Below are 16,958 nucleotides of genomic sequence, written 5' to 3' on the forward strand. Positions count from 1 at the left end.
CGAATTTCCCTCTTCTTCCTCGTCTCCTTCTGCTTTCCCCACTACACTTTCACTGTTGCGTCCGGCTTTTGTGGCTGGTGGCTTATCAGGCGACCGTTCATGCAAACTGCACAAACGATCATTAAAAACTATCGCCGAAAACGCGTTATCGTCTGTGTGACGGTTGCGCTCCTCACGCTCATCCTGACGTTAGGCATTCGCTTTATTTCGCAGCGCAATGTTAACCAACAGCGGATCCTCGATTTTACCAGCCACACCGTTCGCGCCCTTGATAACGTCCTGCTTTCTTTAGAGAACCGCCGCAGCGTGCTGCAGCCCCTGGTGGGGCAGCCCAGCCCGCAGGCGCACCTCGCGCTGCGAAAGCAGGCAGCCATTTTGCAGACGGTACGCTCCATCGCCCTGATTAAAGACGGTATTCTGTACTGCTCGAGTATTTTCGGCAGCCGCAATGTGCCCGTTCGCGACTTCCTGAAAGAATTACCCGCCAGCACAGCGAAGCTGATTTTATCGAGCGACCAGTGGCTGCTTAAGGGTAGCCCGATATTGATCCAGTGGTATCCTGTTTCTCAGGACGGTGAAGCAGGCGTCATCGAGATCATTAATATCGATCTGATCGCCAAAATGATTCTGGAGCCCCAGCGCCCGCTCATCAATGACGTGGCGCTGACCGTAGGCGATCGCTTTCTGCGCTATGGACAACGCGTCAGCGACAGCCTGACGTTTGATAAGGAAGGCTCGCTTTTCCAGCAATCATCAACCCGAAATCCTTTCACCATTACGGTCAGCGGGCCAGGCCCTGGAGAGTTAGCCTTAAAAAGCCTGCCAGCCCAGCTGCCTCTCGGGCTTATGCTGAGCCTGCTGCTGGGCTATCTCGCCTGGCTGGCAACGGCAAACCGGATGAGCTTCACGTGGGAGATCGATATGGGGATTGCGGGCCGGGAATTTGAGCTTTTCTGCCAGCCGCTGGTGAATGCCCGTACCCAGGCGTGCACTGGCGTGGAGATCCTGCTGCGCTGGAATAATCCGCGTCAGGGATGGATCTCCCCGGAAGTGTTTATTCCTCTGGCAGAAGAACATAACCTGATTGTCCCCCTGACCCGCTATGTGATCGCCGAAACGGTGCGCCAGATAGGCTACTTTCCCGCCAGCGCCGGTTTTCACATCGGCATTAACGTCGCCGCCAGCCATTTCCGTGACGCGGTGTTGATACAGGATCTGAACCGCCTCTGGTTCAGCGCCCGTCCGCGCCAGCAGCTGGTGATTGAGCTAACGGAACGGGATGCGCTGCTGGATGCGGATTATCGCATCGTGCGCGAACTGCATCGCAAAGGGGTGAAGCTCGCTATCGACGATTTTGGCACCGGTAACAGCTCTCTCTCCTGGCTTGAAAAGCTGCATCCTGACGTGCTGAAAATTGACCAGTCCTTCACCACAGCCATTGGTACAGACGCCGTGAATTCAACGGTGACGGATATGATTATTGCGCTGGGCCAGCGGCTGAATATTGAACTGGTTGCTGAAGGGGTCGAGACAGAGGAGCAGGCGCGCTATTTGCGCCGCCATGGCGTGCCTGTTCTGCAGGGCTTTTTCTATGCGCGGCCTATGCCGCTACGGGATTTTCCTAAGTGGCTGGCGGGAAGCGCGTCCCCGCCAGCGCATCATAACGGGCACATCGTGCCCTTAATGCCGCTGCGCTAAGCAGAATTACTCATCTTCGTCGTGGGCAGATTGTTCTTTAACAATGCGCACCATATCAACGCGATAGTCGTTGGCTTCAACGATCGTAATGTGCAGCGGCGAAAGCTCGATCACATCTCCGACGCGAGGGATTTGCCCGTTAACCGCGATAACCAGACCGGCAACGGTCGCGATGTCTTCTTCATCGTTGATGACGTTTTCCAGCCCCAGCGTATGCGAGAGCGCGTGCAGGTCGGTGGTACCTTTAACCAGCCAGCCTTCACCGTCGGCAACGATCTCTGGCGTTTCGTCTTCATCCGGGAATTCACCGGCAATCGCTTCCAGCACGTCCAGCGGCGTGACCAGCCCCTGCACCACGCCAAACTCGTTGGTAACGATAACAAAGCTACCGCGAGCGCGGCGCAGCACCCCGAGAAGGTTGATCGGATCCAGCGTTTCCGGTACGACAATCGCAGGCGATGCGGCAGCAACGGCTTCCACGTTGACGCCCTCTTCCAGGGCCACCAGCATCTCTTTCGCCCGCACGACGCCGATGATCTCATCCAGCTCACCGCGACAAACCGGGAACAGGCTGTGCGGTGAAGAGAGCAGCTGCTGGCGAATTTCATCCACGCTCAGGTTAGCATCGACCCAGCTGATTTCACCGCGCGGCGTCATGATGCCGCGCAGCGAACGGGAGGCCAGAGAGAGCACGCCGTTAATCATGTAGCGTTCCTGTTCCACAAATGCCCCTTCAGGCACCGGAACCGGGTTGTGGTTTTCGGAATCAGACTGAACGTTCACCTGACGGCGACCGCCCATCAGGCGCAGAATGGCATCTGCGGTACGGGCGCGCAGCGGCTGATTCGACTGCTGCTTAATAAAGTTACGACGCGCAATCTGGTTGAACAGCTCGATCAGGATCGAGAAGCCAATCGCGGCGTACAGGTAGCCTTTTGGAATATGGAAGCCAAAACCTTCCGCCACCAGGCTCAGGCCGATCATCAGCAGGAAGCTCAGACACAGCACGACCACCGTCGGATGCTGGTTCACGAAGCGCGTCAAAGGCTTTGAGGCCAGCAGCATGACCGCCATTGCAATAACGACAGCCGCCATCATTACCGGCAGATGGTTCACCATGCCGACCGCCGTGATCACCGCATCCAGCGAGAAGACGGCATCAAGCACCACAATCTGCAGCACCACCACCCAGAAGCTGGCATAGCCTTTACCGTGCCCATCATCGTGCTGACGGTTTTCCAGCCGCTCGTGTAGCTCCGTCGTCGCTTTGAAAAGCAGGAATATCCCCCCGATCAGCATGATTAAATCACGCCCTGAGAAGGTGTAATCCATGACGGAGAACAGCGGTTTGGTCAACGTGACCATCCAGGAGATGACGGAGAGCAGCCCCAGTCGCATGACCAGCGCCAGCGAGAGACCAATCAGACGCGCTTTATCACGCTGTTTTGGCGGCAGTTTGTCCGCAAGGATGGCGATAAACACCAGGTTATCAATGCCGAGAACAATCTCGAGCACTACCAGCGTGAGCAATCCCACCCAGATTGACGGGTCCATTAAGAATTCCATGACAAGCTCCTGCTAAAGGAATGACGAAACGGTGCCCCACTCAACGTGGGCAAAACAGAGGTAGACAGAGTCGATACGTGGCGAGGATCGCCGGTGAATAAGGCGCGAAATGGCCTGGCAGATGACTGACGTCGGTGACGGTCCATATAGTGGGCTGTAGCCCTATACTCCTGAACAATTAAACGGAGGCTAAACATATCAGAGACAATGTGTTTTTAGCAAAGATTTACGTTCCTTTGCAAAGTTCTGTAACACAGCGGCTTTACTCTACGGATAAATCTCTAACGCGAGGCTAAATTACGGATCTTCATCACATAAATTATTTTTTCACTATCTAAAATAATTCGCGGAAGTCTTAGTTTTTTTGAACTCTAACCCTTATCTGAATCGATTCGGTTCGCCAATACGATTCTCAGTACGGCTGCCTGGCAGGCGTATTAATGATAATAAAAGGAGGTAGCAAGTGACCATTGCTATTGTCATAGGCACACATGGTTGGGCTGCTGAGCAGCTACTCAAAACGGCAGAGATGCTGTTGGGCGAGCAGGAAAACGTCGGCTGGATCGATTTCGTTCCCGGTGAAAACGCCGAGACGCTGATAGAGAAATACAACGCTCAACTCGCGAAGCTGGATACCAGCAAAGGCGTGCTGTTTCTCGTTGATACATGGGGCGGCAGCCCGTTCAATGCCGCCAGCCGCATTGTCGTCGATAAAGAGCATTATGAAGTCGTCGCCGGGGTTAACATCCCCATGCTGGTGGAAACCTTTATGGCGCGCGACGATAACCCAGGCTTCGATGAGCTGGTGGCGCTGGCCGTTGAAACCGGTCGCGAAGGGGTAAAAGCCCTGAAAGCACAGCCGGTTGAAAAACCTGCCCCTGCGCCTGCTGCGGCACCAAAAGCAGCTGCACCGGCAAAACAAATGGGCCCGAACGATTACATGGTGATCGGCCTTGCGCGTATTGATGACCGCTTAATCCACGGTCAGGTTGCCACGCGCTGGACCAAAGAGACCAACGTTCGACGCATCATCGTGGTCAGCGACGAAGTGGCCGCCGATACCGTACGTAAAACCCTTCTGACTCAGGTTGCTCCTCCTGGCGTTACCGCGCACGTCGTGGATGTCGCCAAGATGATTCGCGTTTACAACAACCCGAAATATGCGGGCGAACGCGTGATGCTCCTGTTCACTAACCCGACAGACGTTGAGCGCATTGTTGAAGGCGGCGTGAAAATCACCTCCGTGAACATTGGTGGTATGGCATTCCGTCAGGGCAAAACGCAGGTCAACAACGCCATTTCAGTCGATGCGAAAGATATCGAGGCATTCAACAAGCTGAATGCGCGCGGTATTGAACTGGAAGCCCGTAAGGTTTCCACGGATCAAAAACTGAAAATGATGGATTTGATCGGCAAAGTTGGGAAATAAGCCCCCGCCGGTTCTCATATAAAGTTTATGTAATAGGAGAAGTGCAATGGAGATTACCACTCTTCAGATTGTGCTGGTGTTCGTCGTCGCATGTATTGCGGGTATGGAATCCGTACTTGATGAATTTCAGTTCCACCGCCCTCTGGTAGCCTGTACGCTGATTGGGGCCGTTCTGGGTGACATGAAAACCGGTATCATCATCGGTGGTACCCTGGAAATGATCGCCCTGGGCTGGATGAACATCGGCGCGGCAGTTGCGCCCGATGCCGCACTGGCCTCTATCATTTCGACCGTTCTGGTTATTGCCGGTCACCAGAGTATCGGTGCCGGTATCGCCCTGGCGATCCCGCTGGCTGCAGCAGGCCAGGTTCTGACTATCATCGTTCGTACTATCACCGTTGCCTTCCAGCACGCGGCGGATAAGGCGGCCGAAAACGGCAACCTCACTGCACTGTCGTGGATCCACGTTTCATCCCTGTTCCTGCAGGCGATGCGTATCGCGATCCCGGCGGTTATCGTGGCGATCTCTGTCGGTACCAGCGAAGTGCAGAGCATGCTGAACGCCATTCCTGAAGTGGTCACCGGCGGTCTGAATATCGCGGGCGGTATGATCGTGGTCGTCGGTTATGCGATGGTCATCAACATGATGCGCGCAGGCTACCTGATGCCGTTCTTCTACCTCGGCTTCGTGACCGCTGCCTTCACCAACTTCAACCTGGTTGCACTGGGTGTTATTGGTGCGGTAATGGCGATTCTCTACATCCAGCTCAGCCCGAAATATAACCGCGTCGCGGGTGCCCCAGCGCAGGCTGCTGGTAACAACGATCTCGATAACGAACTGGACTAACAGGTGAGCGAAATGGTTGATATGACAAAAACTACCACCGAGAAAAAACTCACTCCGGGTGATATTCGTGGCGTGTTCATCCGTTCTAATCTGTTTCAGGGTTCATGGAACTTCGAACGTATGCAGGCGCTGGGCTTCTGCTTCTCCATGGTTCCGGCGATCAAACGCCTGTATCCGGAAAACAACGAAGCGCGCCGTCAGGCGATCAAGCGTCACCTGGAATTCTTTAACACCCATCCTTACGTTGCGGCTCCGGTTCTGGGCGTAACGCTGGCGATGGAAGAACAGCGTGCAAACGGCGCAGAGATTGACGATGGTGCCATCAACGGTATTAAAGTCGGCCTGATGGGTCCGCTGGCCGGTGTCGGTGACCCTATCTTCTGGGGTACCGTGCGTCCGGTCTTCGCAGCGCTGGGGGCAGGTATCGCGATGAGCGGCAGCCTGCTTGGCCCACTGCTGTTCTTCATCCTGTTTAACGCCGTGCGTCTGCTGACCCGTTACTACGGCGTGGCCTACGGCTACCGTAAAGGGGTGGACATCGTTAAGGACATGGGCGGCGGCTTCCTGCAGAAACTGACTGAGGGGGCATCAATCCTCGGCCTGTTTGTCATGGGGGCACTTGTTAACAAGTGGACGCACGTGAACATCCCACTGGTGGTATCGACCATCACCGGTCAGGATGGTCAGACCCGCGTCACCACCGTGCAGACGATTCTGGATCAGCTGATGCCGGGCCTGGTGCCGCTGCTGTTGACCTTCGCCTGCATGTGGCTGCTGCGTAAGAAAGTGAACCCGCTGTGGATTATCGTTGGCTTCTTCATCATCGGTATCGCGGGCTACGCTGTCGGCCTGCTGGGTCTCTAAGTTTCAACGCTATAGGCCGGGGGCTTGCCCCCGGTTTTTTTTATCTGGAGGATGAATGACTGTCACGGACATCGTACTGGTTCTATTTATTGCTGCCCTTCTGGCTTACGCGATCTATGACGAGTTCATCATGCCGCGCCGTCACGGCGAGACGCTGCTCTCCCTTCCCCTTCTGCGACGCGGGCGCGTGGATGCGTTTATCTTCGCGGGTCTCATCGTTATTCTTATTTACAATAACGTCACCAGCCATGGTGCAATATTAACCACATGGTTATTATGTGCGCTGGCATTAATGGCTGTTTATCTGTTCTGGATCCGTACGCCGAAAATCATTTTTAAATCACGCGGATTTTTCTTCGCCAATGTATGGATAGAATATAACCGTATTAAAGAGATGAATTTATCAGAAGACGGCGTGCTGGTGATGCAATTAGAACAACGCCGCCTGCTTATTCGGGTGAATAATATTGACGATCTGGAAAAGATATACAATTTACTCTTGAAAACTCAATAGCTTAGATATATAGCAACGGCTATATTCTGCGTTTGTCTTGCGCAAAAAATATAGCCGAAGCTATATCCCATTCGTTAATTTGATCTCTATTTGTTAACGATAGCTTCACGCTTAAAGACAAATGAAAATCGTTATCAACAAACGTTTTAAATAATGCCTCCTCATTGTTGTTTTATATTCTCAAAATATGTTAAGGTTGCGCCCGTCGTTGGGGAGTAGCCGATTTCCTGTTCACAGGAAATGTACGTGTCAACATACTCGTTGAAAAACGTGGCGCGTACGGATCGCTTACTGCACATCTTATGTGCGTTGCGATCAGGCGAGACCATAGATACATCAACTGCTGTTTACTGGGGGCAGTGATGTGTCATATGGATATCCCCGGTCTGGACGCTGTTATGAATATCTCCGCTACGATCCTCCTCGCTTTTGGCATGTCCATGGACGCATTTGCTGCATCCATCGGAAAAGGCGCCACGCTTCATAAACCTAAATTCTCAGAAGCACTGCGTACCGGCCTGATTTTCGGTGCTATCGAAACGCTGACCCCGCTTATCGGCTGGGGACTTGGCATGCTCGCCAGCCAGTTCGTGCTGGAGTGGAACCACTGGATTGCCTTCGTCCTGCTGGTGTTCCTCGGTGGCCGGATGGTGATAGAAGGTTTTCGCGGCGGTGATGATGAAGACGAGGAGCCGCTGCACCGCCACGGGTTCTGGCTGCTGGTCACCACGGCAATTGCCACCAGCCTTGATGCGATGGCTGTCGGCGTCGGTCTGGCATTCCTGCAGGTCAATATTATCGCCACAGCGCTGGCTATTGGCTGTGCAACCCTGATCATGTCCACGCTGGGCATGATGGTCGGACGGTTTATCGGCCCGCTGTTGGGTAAACGCGCCGAGATCCTGGGCGGGATTGTGCTAATTGGCATTGGTGCCCAGATCCTCTGGGCACACTTCGCCGGTTAATCTTCGCGCTGCCAGACGTGGATGCTGAAATCCGTCTGGCAGTGAAATATTGAATGTGCAGCTAACGTTCCCCATACTTCCGGTTTTGCCCGCCATGCGAACGGCGTCATCTGCAGCAACGCGGTGGCCTCTTCCCCTGTGAGCGACATATCATACGCCACGGTTTGCTCCTGCTTCAGGCTAAAACCGGCCAGCTGTTCAGAATGAGGGGCATGCAGACGTACTTCGTCGTAGATCAGACCTTTCAGCTCCATCAGATGACGCGGGCCCGGCGTCACGGTGATCACCCATCCGCCCGGTTTCACCACGCGAGCCAGTTCTTCCGCTTTGCAGGGCGCGTAAATGCGGATAACAGCGTCCATTCTGGCATCGTCAAACGGCAGCCGGTGGCTCGATGCCACGCAGAACATCACGTCCGCGTAACGCTTTGCCGCCGCACGAATGGCCACTTTCGACACGTCCAGACCGAATATGTTTGCCCCCTTCTCACGGGCAACCTCTGCAAATCGTGCGGTGTAGTACCCTTCCCCACAGCCAATATCCAGCATGGCGGTGGCTGAAGCAGGCAGGATGTCATTCACCATATGCGCGACGGCCTCCCGCAGCGGCAGATAGTGCCCGGCATCAAGAAACGCGCGACGCGCCTGCATCATCTCTGCACTGTCGCCTGGATCGCGGGAACGCTTATGCTGCACCGGCAGAAGATTCACATAGCCTTCTTTTGCCATATCAAACTGATGCCCCTGCGGACAGGTATAACTTTTATCTGAGTGCGTCAGGGGGGCGTGGCAAAGAGGACAGCTGAAGGACATGGTGACTCCGGAGCATAATCAAAGGGCGAAGTGTACCGCTATTCGCCCTGGTTATAAACGCCCGGTTAACGCATAACGATCAGGTGATCGGAACCCGCCGGTAGCCCGTCAGGTTTCACATTTTCCAGACGCAGCACGTTACCCATAATTTCACTGAAGACAGGCGCGGAGACGGCCCCGCCGTAGTAGGCGCCATTTTGCGGATCGTTAATGACCACCACCAGGGCAAATCGCGGATCGCTGGCAGGCGCAACGCCGGCAGTATAGGCGACGTATTTATCGACGTACTTCCCGCTATCGTCAATTTTCTTCGCCGTACCGGTTTTCACCGCCACCCGGTAATCACGAACGGCCGCCTTCACGCCCCCGCCGCCGGGCAGCGCGACGCTCTCCATCATGTGCTCCACCTCGTGCGCAATCTCTTCCGGCATGACGCGGTGCCCGATAACGGGTGGATCGATACGCGTAATCGAAAGAGGTCGCTCGAGACCGAAGCCGCCAATCGTGGCGTAGACGTGAGCCAGCTGGAGCGGCGTTACCATCAACCCGTAGCCGAAGGCAAAGGTCGCCCGGTCGAGCTGGCTCCAGTATTTACGCTGGGGCAGCAGCCCCGCGCTCTCACCCGTTAAGCCAAGCCCCGTATTCGTACCAAAACCAAAGTTTCGATAGGTATCAATAAGATGCTGAACAGGCATCGCCAGCGAAAGTCGGGACACGCCGGTGTCGCTCGATTTTTGCAGGATCCCGGTCATCGTCAGTTCAGGATAATAGCCCACATCGCGGATACGATGCCCGTCAAGGGTATACGGATGAGTGTCAATCACGCTGTCGGGCTGAACCAGCCCCTGCTGCAGGGCCGTCATCAGCACCAGCGGCTTGACGGTCGAACCGGGCTCGAACGTATCGCTGATCGCGCGGTTGCGAAAATCATTTATCGTCGCACCTTCTCGATTATTGGGATTGAAATCCGGATAGCTCGCCATCGCGAGTATTTCCCCGGTTGGGATATTAATGAGCACCGAAGCACCCGACTCGGCCTTATTCCAGGCCACGGCATTATCGAGCGCATCTTCAGTAATGGTCTGCAGCCGCTCGTCAATACTCAACTGAATGTTATGCGCTGGCGAGGGTGCCACTTCCGTCAGGTTTTCAACCACGCGACCGTAGCGGTCTTCCCTTACCTGCCGAACTCCGGCCTTGCCGATCAGCTGCGCGTTAAAGCTTTTTTCCACGCCTTCAATGCCCTGCCCGTCAATATTGGTGAAGCCAATCAGGTTCGCTGCCACATGGCCTGCAGGATAAAAACGGCGGGATTCATCACGTAAATTGATGCCGGGCAGATTCAGCTTATCGATCCACTTTGCCTGTGCGGGATCGACCTGGCGGGCAAGATAAATAAAACGCCCCTGCGGGTTGGCGTTAATTCGCGCCGAGAGTGTGCCCAGGGAGAGATGCAGCGCATTTGCCAACGCCTGCCAGCGTTCATCAACGCCAACGCCCCCTTTTGCCAGCACCGTTTTAGGATCGGCCCAAACGGCCTGGACAGGCACGCTCACCGCCAGGGGTCGACCTGCGCGATCCATTATCATGCCGCGCGGCGCATCAATCGTCAGCTGGCGGAGGGATCGCTTATCTTCCTGTTTCACCAGATTGTCAGGCTTGATGATTTGCAGCCAGGCAACACGGCCCAGCAAAAAAGCCAGACTACAAAAAATTGCTAAGCAGAGCAGTGCAAAACGCGCCGGCGTGAAATTGCCAGCGGTCGTAATCAATTTCTTCTTCACCTGAACCCCAGGACTGTAAAACAACGCCCTGATTTAACGGGAAAAGATGCGTTTAGGGTGGCAAAACAGTGCTACTAACCTCGCAGCTTTGCAACAAGTTACTAACAAGACCGCGAATGGTAATATTTTGAAAGATAAGGGACATAAAAAAGCCCCGCGGTATGCGAGGCTTTATGTCTGAGAGTGAAGTGCTAAGCGCTTCAGTCAGCAGCGGTTCGATCAGATAGCAGTTACGTTAACTGCAGCTGGGCCTTTCTGGCCGTCCTGAATTTCGAACTCAACGTTCTGGCCTTCAGCCAGAGTTTTGAAGCCGTTACCCTGGATTGCAGAGAAGTGTACGAACACGTCTTTGCTGCCGTCAGCAGGAGTAATGAAACCAAAACCTTTAGACTCGTTGAACCACTTAACTTGACCTTTAATCTTTGCCATTTTGCAAAATTCCTTAGAGTGTTTTCTTAGCCCGCAGGCATTAAATGAGATAAAACTGAGACATTACTGCATGAGGCACTAATATAAGGTTCGGCAGAGAAGCGGTATTCAACGACAACGTGTTTACTCAGGACTTCTTTACTGAAAATGCCACACATAAACAGAACTGTACCTCGTTTGACCCAAAACGTGTTATCACACACTATGTTTAATATGGCAAGCCATTTTTAAACATGTCTCGATCCGCCGCACAAATTCGAACAGTGCCTGTCAGGTTTTGCACAATTATGCGCATCATGTACAGACAGCCCTGCTGCGTAACAAAGACCCAGCATTGCTTGCACAACCGCTGTAATCTAAGACTTTTTTAACATAGCTCAATCATTACGAACCGTCCAGCAACCGGGAAAAGAAATCTTACGTCTTGATTAAGTTAGAACAATTTGTGAAAACTTATGCTTAAATCATTGTAACGCGACCAAATTGTTTCAGAGAAAAACACTGTTAAAAAACCACTTCCGTCTGTATTAAAATGCATCAGTTAATAAACAGCGTTATGCACCAAAATAATGAAATTTTTATGACTCTGCATCAAAAGAAGGCAAGCAAAACGTTTCGATAAAAATAAAACATTCCTGCGAGCGTTTACATCAAGAATATATGCAACAATTTAACGCTTCGTTTATAAGGATAAATATTCACCAATTTTCAGTATCCTGAAAGAATGATTAACTGGTGCTAAATTATCGAGCGCGTTAGTTAACTCCTGCACAGGTTCATCTAGCGCTTCATCTGCCAGTTCAAATACGCCCCAGTGGATGGGAAACGTCAGTGGACAGCCCAGCTGCTGCCACAATGCCACCGCAGATTGCGGATCCATATGATGGACACCCATGAACCATCGTGGGGCATAGGCACCAATCGGTAACGCGGCAACATCTATCTGGCCCAGGCGTTCAGGAATCAACAGCAGCTCAGGTGAATAGCCGGTATCACCGCTGAACCAGAAACGGTGATGCCGTCCTTCCATCACCCAGCCGCACCACAAGGAACGATTGCGGTTCCATGGCGTGCGCATGCTCCAGTGCTGTGCAGGTACGGCGGTCAGCGTCATCCCCTGCCAGGTGAAACTCTGCCACCAGTCAAGCTCAACTACGCGCTTTGCTCCCCGACGACGAAACCAGTCGGCCAGACCCAGGGGAACAAAAACACTAACGTCGGGAAAGCGCTTGAGAATTCGGCGGATGGTCGCGTCATCAAGATGATCGTAATGATTATGGGAGATGACGACCGCATCAAGCTGATGAAGTTGCTCGACAGACAGTACGGGAGGCGTTTTGCGCTGTGGTCCCAGGAAAGGGAGCGGAGAAGCGCGCCGTGAAAACACCGGATCGGTAAGGATGATATTACCGTCCAGCTGCAGCAACACGCTCGCGTGTCCGAGCCACCACACCCCATCTCCATGAGGTTGCGTGAGATCTACAGGTTGCCACCAATGTTGGATAAAATCTTCATAACCCAGCGCAGGTGGTTTCGGTAAACCGGCCTCTTTACGCGCTTTACGCCAACGGTCAATGTCGCCGGGTTGATGTCCGACAGGGAGGGTATTACGAAAACCGTTCGGGGTGTGATGTTTCAGGGAGGGGTCATACCAGGGGTTTTTCCAGACCACAGCCACCTCCCAGGACAAAAAGATTAACGCTCAGCCACCAGGCGGATAAAGTCATCTTCGTCTTTGTTTTCTTCGACGACCGCGTCTTTCGGCGCGTCTTTCTCTTCCGGTTCGTTAGCCTCACACAGACGGCGTAGCAGCGCATTCTGACGTTTTTGCTGATCGAGCAGCGCTTCAAGCAGTTCGATCTGCTCGTTAGTCCGGGAGCTGGCTCGGTTCACGAAAAACCAAATGACCAGACCCACGAGCAGAACAACCAAAGAAATCATCAGGGATGCTATATTCAGCAGCCCTGAATTCAGTAACTCACCCATTTCACCACCTCAATAAAAACGTCTATTTTACCACTGGCGCGAAGGAAGGAAATCACGTTGAGAAAAAATGTCTCTTACCACGGAATAAACTTGTTGATTGCGCAAACGCCGCTAAAAAACTGTACATCCTGATCGCACATCACATTGATCGTCTGCGTCCATAACACCACGCACGCTATCAGCACGATAACCAGAATCACCCAGCGTATTTTTTTCACTCCAAACTCCGTCTTAAAACCTGATGTAGCGAGGTTATCACGCTTATCTTAAACAAGGACTAACTGTGCCTCTATCACGCTTTTTTTCAGAATCATGCACTTGTTTCATCACGTAAACACATTACGCTAGCATTACGATAACAACGATAAAAGAGGTAATGATGCGCTTTATTGTTCGAACAATTATTGTACTCGCCCTTGTCTGGATTGGCCTTCTGTTATCGGGCTATGGCGTGCTCGTGGGGAGCACCGAAAACGCAGCCGGGTTAGGCATTCAGTGTAAATATTTAACAGCACAAGGAATGAGCACAGCCCAGTATCTGCATACTGACAGCGGGATCGTTGGCTTAACCCACTGCCCTGTACTGCGTAAAACATCCGTCGTGATTGATAATGGCTAATCAGTCTGATTATGACGCAAAAAAACGCCGCATCAGATGCGGCGTTTTTTACGCAGAGGGATTAAAACGGGTATTCGTGATATCCCATCTGTGCAGAAATTTTACGTGCGGCAGTGTGCAGAATAGCCACATACTCATGCAAACGCTCTTCAGAGAAGCGTAAAGTCGGGAAGGAGATACTTAAGCCCGCAATCACCACGCCAAAGCGGTCAAACACCGGAACGCCGATGCAGCGCAGCCCCTCTTCCTGCTCTTCATTATCTTCGCCATACCCCTGCTCGCGTACGTGATCCAACACCGTTAACAGCGCGTCTGTGCTGGTAATGGTCCGTGAGGTACTTTGCTTGTATTCCACCCCTTCGAGGATCTGCTTCACTTCCTCACGATCGCGCCACGCCAGCAGAACCTTACCAATCGCGGTACTGTAGAGCGGGTTGCGACGACCAATGCGCGAATACATGCGCAGATTGTACATGGAGTCGATTTTATGGATGTAAACAATACTGTCTTCATCCAGCGCACCGAGATGGATGGTCTCTTTAGTCAGACGAGAGATTTCGCGCATCTGAATATCAGCGCTGCGGATCAGGTCAACATTTTGTAGCGCGCGGGCACCCAGTTCAAACAGCTTCAGCGTCAGAGAATATTTTTCAGATTCGCCTTCCTGGGCGACATAGCCCAGCGACTTCATGGTTTGCAAAAAGCGATATACGGTGCTTTTAGACATCATCACGCGCTGCGACAACTCTGTAATACCTATTTCACGCTCTTCTCCCAGCGCCTGTAAGATGCCAAACACCTTCAGCACGGAAGAAACAGAATCTGGCTGTTTATCCAAATCCGCAATAGCCATTTACCACCTCATAGAGAGTGTTTTATAAAAATCAGAACCGGTTTTTATTATAAGTTCCCGTCATGTCACCTGCAATCAATCCGCGTTTACTTCGTTACAAATCTGCGACATATCGCGGCTGTAACAATGCTAAAATAGTTATCCTGAGAATAATTTCACGCTGAGCTTTTTTTAATCTTAATGGAAAAGACCCTTTCCGATGGCCTGCCTTTACCCCAGCGGTATGGCGCGATAGCCACCATCATTATCGGTATCTCAATGGCCGTCCTTGACGGCGCAATCGCGAACGTTGCCTTGCCAACCATCGCCAGCGACCTGCACGCCTCTCCCGCCAGTTCGATATGGATAGTTAATGCCTACCAGATTGCGATCGTGGTTTCCCTGCTCTCGTTCTCTTTCCTGGGCGATATGTTCGGTTACCGTCGGGTGTATCAGTGCGGTCTGGTGGTTTTCACCTTTACGTCGTTGTTATGCGCCCTTTCAGATTCACTGCATACCCTGACGCTTGCCCGCATAGCGCAGGGTTTTGGCGGCGCGGCGCTCATGAGCGTAAACACGGCGTTGATCCGCTTAATTTATCCGCAACGCCATCTGGGGCGCGGTATGGGGATAAACTCTTTTATTGTCGCCGTCTCTTCCGCCGCCGGACCAACCATTGCGGCGGCGATCCTTTCCGTTGCGTCATGGCAATGGCTGTTCGCCATTAACGTGCCGCTGGGTATTGTCGCCATCTTCTTTGCCCTGCGCTTTCTACCCGCTAACGGTCCCAAAAGCACCATGCCGCGCTTCGACGTGGCAAGTGCGGTGATGAATGCCCTGACCTTTGGCCTGCTGATTACGGCGCTGAGCGGCTTTGCGCAGGGACAGTCCCTGATGCTTACCGGTGTGGAGCTTATCGCTCTGCTGGCGATCGGCTTCTTCTTTGTTCGCCGCCAGCTCACTCTCCCCGTGCCTTTGCTGCCCGTTGACCTGCTGCGTATCCCCCTCTTTTCCCTCTCCATTTGCACGTCCGTCTGCTCCTTCTGCGCCCAGATGCTGGCCCTGGTTTCTCTGCCCTTCTTTTTGCAGAGCGCGGTAGGCCGTTCAGAAGTGGAGACTGGCCTGCTGTTAACCCCCTGGCCGCTGGCGACAATGGTGATGGCGCCGCTGGCAGGTTACCTCATTGAACGCGTCCATGCCGGTTTATTGGGCGCTTTGGGGCTGGCGGTGATGGCGACAGGCCTTTTCGCGCTGGCTCTGCTGCCGTCATCGCCAACCGATCTGGACATCATCTGGCGCATGATCCTCTGTGGCGCGGGGTTTGGCCTTTTCCAGTCCCCTAACAATCACACCATCATCACCTCCGCGCCGCGTCATCGCAGCGGGGGTGCCAGCGGCATGCTGGGGACCGCTCGACTTCTGGGGCAAAGCAGCGGTGCGGCGCTGGTCGCCCTGATGTTTAACCTCGCAGGCCAGAACGGCAACCATGTTGCACTCCTCACCGCCGGTGTACTTGCCACCCTCGCCGCCATCGTCAGCGGCCTGCGGGTGACCCAACCCAGGGTTCAGGCATAAAAAAAGCCGGGCGGAGTGCTCTCCTGCCCGGCTTAGTAGGGTTCTTTGCCTTACTTCAGGTATTCCCCACTGCGCAGCGCTTCAATACGTTTATCCAGCGGCGGGTGAGACATAAACAGCTCGCTCAGCGATTTGGACTTACCGTTAATGCAGAAGGCCATCATGCTGTTCGCTTCCTGCGGCTCATAGCTGGTTTTCAGGCGCTGCAGCGCGGCAATCATCTTCTCACGACCAACCAGCTTCGCCGAGCCGGCATCCGCGTGGAATTCACGGTGGCGGGAGAACCACATGGTGATGATGCTGGCCAGAATACCAAAGACCAGTTCCAGAACCATTGAAACAGCGAAGTAGATCAGCGGGTTGCCGTTGCTCTCTTCACCTTCGTCACGGTTTCCGCCCATAAAGCCTGCCGCGATCTGCGCCAGAATACGGGAGATGAAGATTACGAAGGTGTTTACCACGCCCTGAATCAGGGTCATGGTCACCATGTCACCGTTGGCGATATGGCTGATTTCGTGGGCGATAACCGCTTCGGCTTCATCACGGCTCATGTTCTGCAGCAAGCCGGTGCTGACGGCCACCAGCGACGCATCGCGACGGGCGCCCGTGGCAAAAGCGTTGATGTCCGGGGCATGGTAAATCGCCACCTGCGGCATGGCGATCCCGGCCTGACGGGATTGCTGAGCCACCGTATTCATCAGCCACTGTTCCATATCGTTACGCGGCTGTTCAATAACCTCACCACCCACCGATTTCAATGCCATCCACTTCGACATCAGCAGGGAGATGAACGAGCCACCAAAACCAAACAGCAGCGCCATAATCAACAGACCCTGAACGCTGCTCGACTGAATTCCTGTCAGGCTTAGCACGAGCCCGAAAACCACCATAACCGCCAGGTTGGTGAGCAGGAAGAGCGCGATTCGCATCATAATTTTCTTTTTACCTCAGTTTAACAAAACGCACTATGCGATTACCCACATCGTATGGGTATTGCGGCTATTTTCAAGCATCCGACGGGCGTAAGTCACCAGAAAG

The 16,958-nt window shown here is 53.4% G+C and carries 17 protein-coding genes, 1 pseudogene and 1 riboswitch; of the genes and pseudogenes, 8 read left to right on the forward strand and 10 right to left on the reverse strand.

Going from position 1 to position 16,958, the window contains the following annotated elements; all coding sequences use genetic code 11:
- Positions 1–99 precede the first annotated feature (99 nt).
- Positions 100–1,698 (forward strand): cyclic diguanylate phosphodiesterase, encoded by a 1,599-nt coding sequence (locus KGP22_RS12865; RefSeq protein ID WP_223579320.1) that lies wholly within the window; start codon positions 100–102, stop codon positions 1,696–1,698.
- 6 nt (positions 1,699–1,704) lie between these two features.
- Here KGP22_RS12865 and yoaE read toward each other — a convergent pair whose 3' ends face one another.
- A complete protein-coding gene (gene yoaE, locus KGP22_RS12870) occupies positions 1,705–3,264 on the reverse strand; it encodes a CNNM family cation transport protein YoaE (RefSeq protein WP_111964792.1) in 1,560 nt (519 codons plus the stop codon).
- Between the two features lie 463 nt (positions 3,265–3,727).
- Here yoaE and manX point away from each other — a divergent pair, with 463 nt between their 5' ends.
- The 5 genes from manX (at position 3,728) to mntP (ending at position 7,883) form a co-directional block, all read left to right on the forward strand.
- On the forward strand, positions 3,728–4,693 hold the full coding sequence (manX, locus tag KGP22_RS12875) for a PTS mannose transporter subunit IIAB (protein WP_223579323.1): 966 nt from the start codon (positions 3,728–3,730) through the stop codon (positions 4,691–4,693).
- 46 nt (positions 4,694–4,739) lie between these two features.
- On the forward strand, positions 4,740–5,540 hold the full coding sequence (gene manY / locus KGP22_RS12880; protein WP_008500490.1) for a PTS mannose transporter subunit IIC: 801 nt from the start codon (positions 4,740–4,742) through the stop codon (positions 5,538–5,540).
- A 12-nt stretch (positions 5,541–5,552) separates the two neighbouring features.
- Entirely contained in the window at positions 5,553–6,404 is an 852-nt protein-coding gene (locus KGP22_RS12885; protein WP_028018668.1) for a PTS mannose transporter subunit IID, read from the forward strand.
- Positions 6,405–6,459: 55 nt separating this feature from the next.
- Positions 6,460–6,918 (forward strand): DUF986 family protein, encoded by a 459-nt coding sequence (locus KGP22_RS12890; protein ID WP_223579329.1) that lies wholly within the window; start codon positions 6,460–6,462, stop codon positions 6,916–6,918.
- A gap of 198 nt (positions 6,919–7,116) precedes the next feature.
- Positions 7,117–7,306, forward strand: a riboswitch (yybP-ykoY riboswitch).
- Between the two features lie 10 nt (positions 7,307–7,316).
- Positions 7,317–7,883, forward strand: a complete 567-nt coding sequence (gene mntP, locus KGP22_RS12895; protein ID WP_047074362.1) for a manganese efflux pump MntP — start codon at positions 7,317–7,319, stop codon at positions 7,881–7,883.
- Here mntP and rlmA read toward each other — a convergent pair.
- The 7 genes and pseudogenes from rlmA to mgrB all read right to left on the reverse strand — a co-directional run bounded on the left by rlmA (position 7,880) and on the right by mgrB (position 13,112).
- Positions 7,880–8,695 (reverse strand): 23S rRNA (guanine(745)-N(1))-methyltransferase, encoded by an 816-nt coding sequence (rlmA, locus tag KGP22_RS12900; protein ID WP_223579332.1) that lies wholly within the window; start codon positions 8,693–8,695, stop codon positions 7,880–7,882. The two genes, mntP and rlmA, sit on opposite strands and share 4 nt — an antisense overlap.
- A 65-nt stretch (positions 8,696–8,760) precedes the next feature.
- Positions 8,761–10,479, reverse strand: coding sequence for a peptidoglycan glycosyltransferase FtsI (ftsI, locus tag KGP22_RS12905; protein ID WP_223579335.1), 1,719 nt, complete (start codon positions 10,477–10,479; stop codon positions 8,761–8,763).
- A 219-nt stretch (positions 10,480–10,698) separates the two neighbouring features.
- Positions 10,699–10,908, reverse strand: coding sequence for a transcription antiterminator/RNA stability regulator CspE (cspE, locus tag KGP22_RS12910; RefSeq protein ID WP_001062678.1), 210 nt, complete (start codon positions 10,906–10,908; stop codon positions 10,699–10,701).
- A 13-nt stretch (positions 10,909–10,921) separates the two neighbouring features.
- Positions 10,922–11,066, reverse strand: a pseudogene (locus KGP22_RS12915) (DUF2627 domain-containing protein).
- A gap of 524 nt (positions 11,067–11,590) precedes the next feature.
- Positions 11,591–12,580, reverse strand: coding sequence for an MBL fold metallo-hydrolase (locus KGP22_RS12920; protein ID WP_223579339.1), 990 nt, complete (start codon positions 12,578–12,580; stop codon positions 11,591–11,593).
- Between the two features lie 23 nt (positions 12,581–12,603).
- Positions 12,604–12,894, reverse strand: a complete 291-nt coding sequence (locus KGP22_RS12925; RefSeq protein WP_111964798.1) for a YebO family protein — start codon at positions 12,892–12,894, stop codon at positions 12,604–12,606.
- A 74-nt stretch (positions 12,895–12,968) separates the two neighbouring features.
- Positions 12,969–13,112, reverse strand: a complete 144-nt coding sequence (gene mgrB / locus KGP22_RS12930; protein WP_013096124.1) for a PhoP/PhoQ regulator MgrB — start codon at positions 13,110–13,112, stop codon at positions 12,969–12,971.
- 161 nt (positions 13,113–13,273) lie between these two features.
- On the opposite strand from mgrB, the gene KGP22_RS12935 reads away from it, so the two are divergent.
- Positions 13,274–13,513, forward strand: a complete 240-nt coding sequence (locus KGP22_RS12935) for a YobH family protein (protein WP_111964799.1) — start codon at positions 13,274–13,276, stop codon at positions 13,511–13,513.
- A 61-nt stretch (positions 13,514–13,574) separates the two neighbouring features.
- Here the strand turns inward: KGP22_RS12935 and kdgR are convergent, their stop codons facing one another.
- Complete coding sequence (kdgR, locus tag KGP22_RS12940) at positions 13,575–14,366, reverse strand: DNA-binding transcriptional regulator KdgR (RefSeq protein ID WP_111964800.1); 792 nt, start codon at positions 14,364–14,366, stop codon at positions 13,575–13,577.
- A 180-nt stretch (positions 14,367–14,546) separates the two neighbouring features.
- Here kdgR and KGP22_RS12945 point away from each other — a divergent pair, with 180 nt between their 5' ends.
- Positions 14,547–15,920, forward strand: a complete 1,374-nt coding sequence (locus tag KGP22_RS12945) for an MFS transporter (protein WP_223579353.1) — start codon at positions 14,547–14,549, stop codon at positions 15,918–15,920.
- 50 nt (positions 15,921–15,970) lie between these two features.
- Here the strand turns inward: KGP22_RS12945 and htpX are convergent, their stop codons facing one another.
- A complete protein-coding gene (gene htpX, locus KGP22_RS12950; RefSeq protein WP_014884290.1) occupies positions 15,971–16,852 on the reverse strand; it encodes a protease HtpX in 882 nt (293 codons plus the stop codon).
- Positions 16,853–16,958: the final 106 nt, after the last annotated feature.

It is taken from the genome of Enterobacter sp. JBIWA005 (assembly GCF_019968805.1).
In the GTDB taxonomy this organism is placed as follows: Bacteria; Pseudomonadota; Gammaproteobacteria; order Enterobacterales; family Enterobacteriaceae; genus Enterobacter; species Enterobacter vonholyi.

Bases quoted from the DNA above. Each gene is read 5' to 3' on its own strand.
- htpX (WP_014884290.1), bottom strand. From the start codon at position 16,852: ATGATGCGAATCGCGCTCTTCCTGCTCACCAACCTGGCGGTTATGGTG.
- KGP22_RS12945 (WP_223579353.1), top strand. From the start codon at position 14,547: ATGGAAAAGACCCTTTCCGATGGCCTGCCTTTACCCCAGCGGTATGGC.
- KGP22_RS12890 (WP_223579329.1), top strand. From the start codon at position 6,460: ATGACTGTCACGGACATCGTACTGGTTCTATTTATTGCTGCCCTTCTG.
- yoaE (WP_111964792.1), bottom strand. From the start codon at position 3,264: ATGGAATTCTTAATGGACCCGTCAATCTGGGTGGGATTGCTCACGCTG.
- rlmA (WP_223579332.1), bottom strand. From the start codon at position 8,695: ATGTCCTTCAGCTGTCCTCTTTGCCACGCCCCCCTGACGCACTCAGAT.
- KGP22_RS12865 (WP_223579320.1), top strand. From the start codon at position 100: ATGCAAACTGCACAAACGATCATTAAAAACTATCGCCGAAAACGCGTT.
- KGP22_RS12925 (WP_111964798.1), bottom strand. From the start codon at position 12,894: ATGGGTGAGTTACTGAATTCAGGGCTGCTGAATATAGCATCCCTGATG.
- manY (WP_008500490.1), top strand. From the start codon at position 4,740: ATGGAGATTACCACTCTTCAGATTGTGCTGGTGTTCGTCGTCGCATGT.
- kdgR (WP_111964800.1), bottom strand. From the start codon at position 14,366: ATGGCTATTGCGGATTTGGATAAACAGCCAGATTCTGTTTCTTCCGTG.
- mntP (WP_047074362.1), top strand. From the start codon at position 7,317: ATGAATATCTCCGCTACGATCCTCCTCGCTTTTGGCATGTCCATGGAC.
- KGP22_RS12885 (WP_028018668.1), top strand. From the start codon at position 5,553: ATGGTTGATATGACAAAAACTACCACCGAGAAAAAACTCACTCCGGGT.
- cspE (WP_001062678.1), bottom strand. From the start codon at position 10,908: ATGGCAAAGATTAAAGGTCAAGTTAAGTGGTTCAACGAGTCTAAAGGT.
- KGP22_RS12935 (WP_111964799.1), top strand. From the start codon at position 13,274: ATGCGCTTTATTGTTCGAACAATTATTGTACTCGCCCTTGTCTGGATT.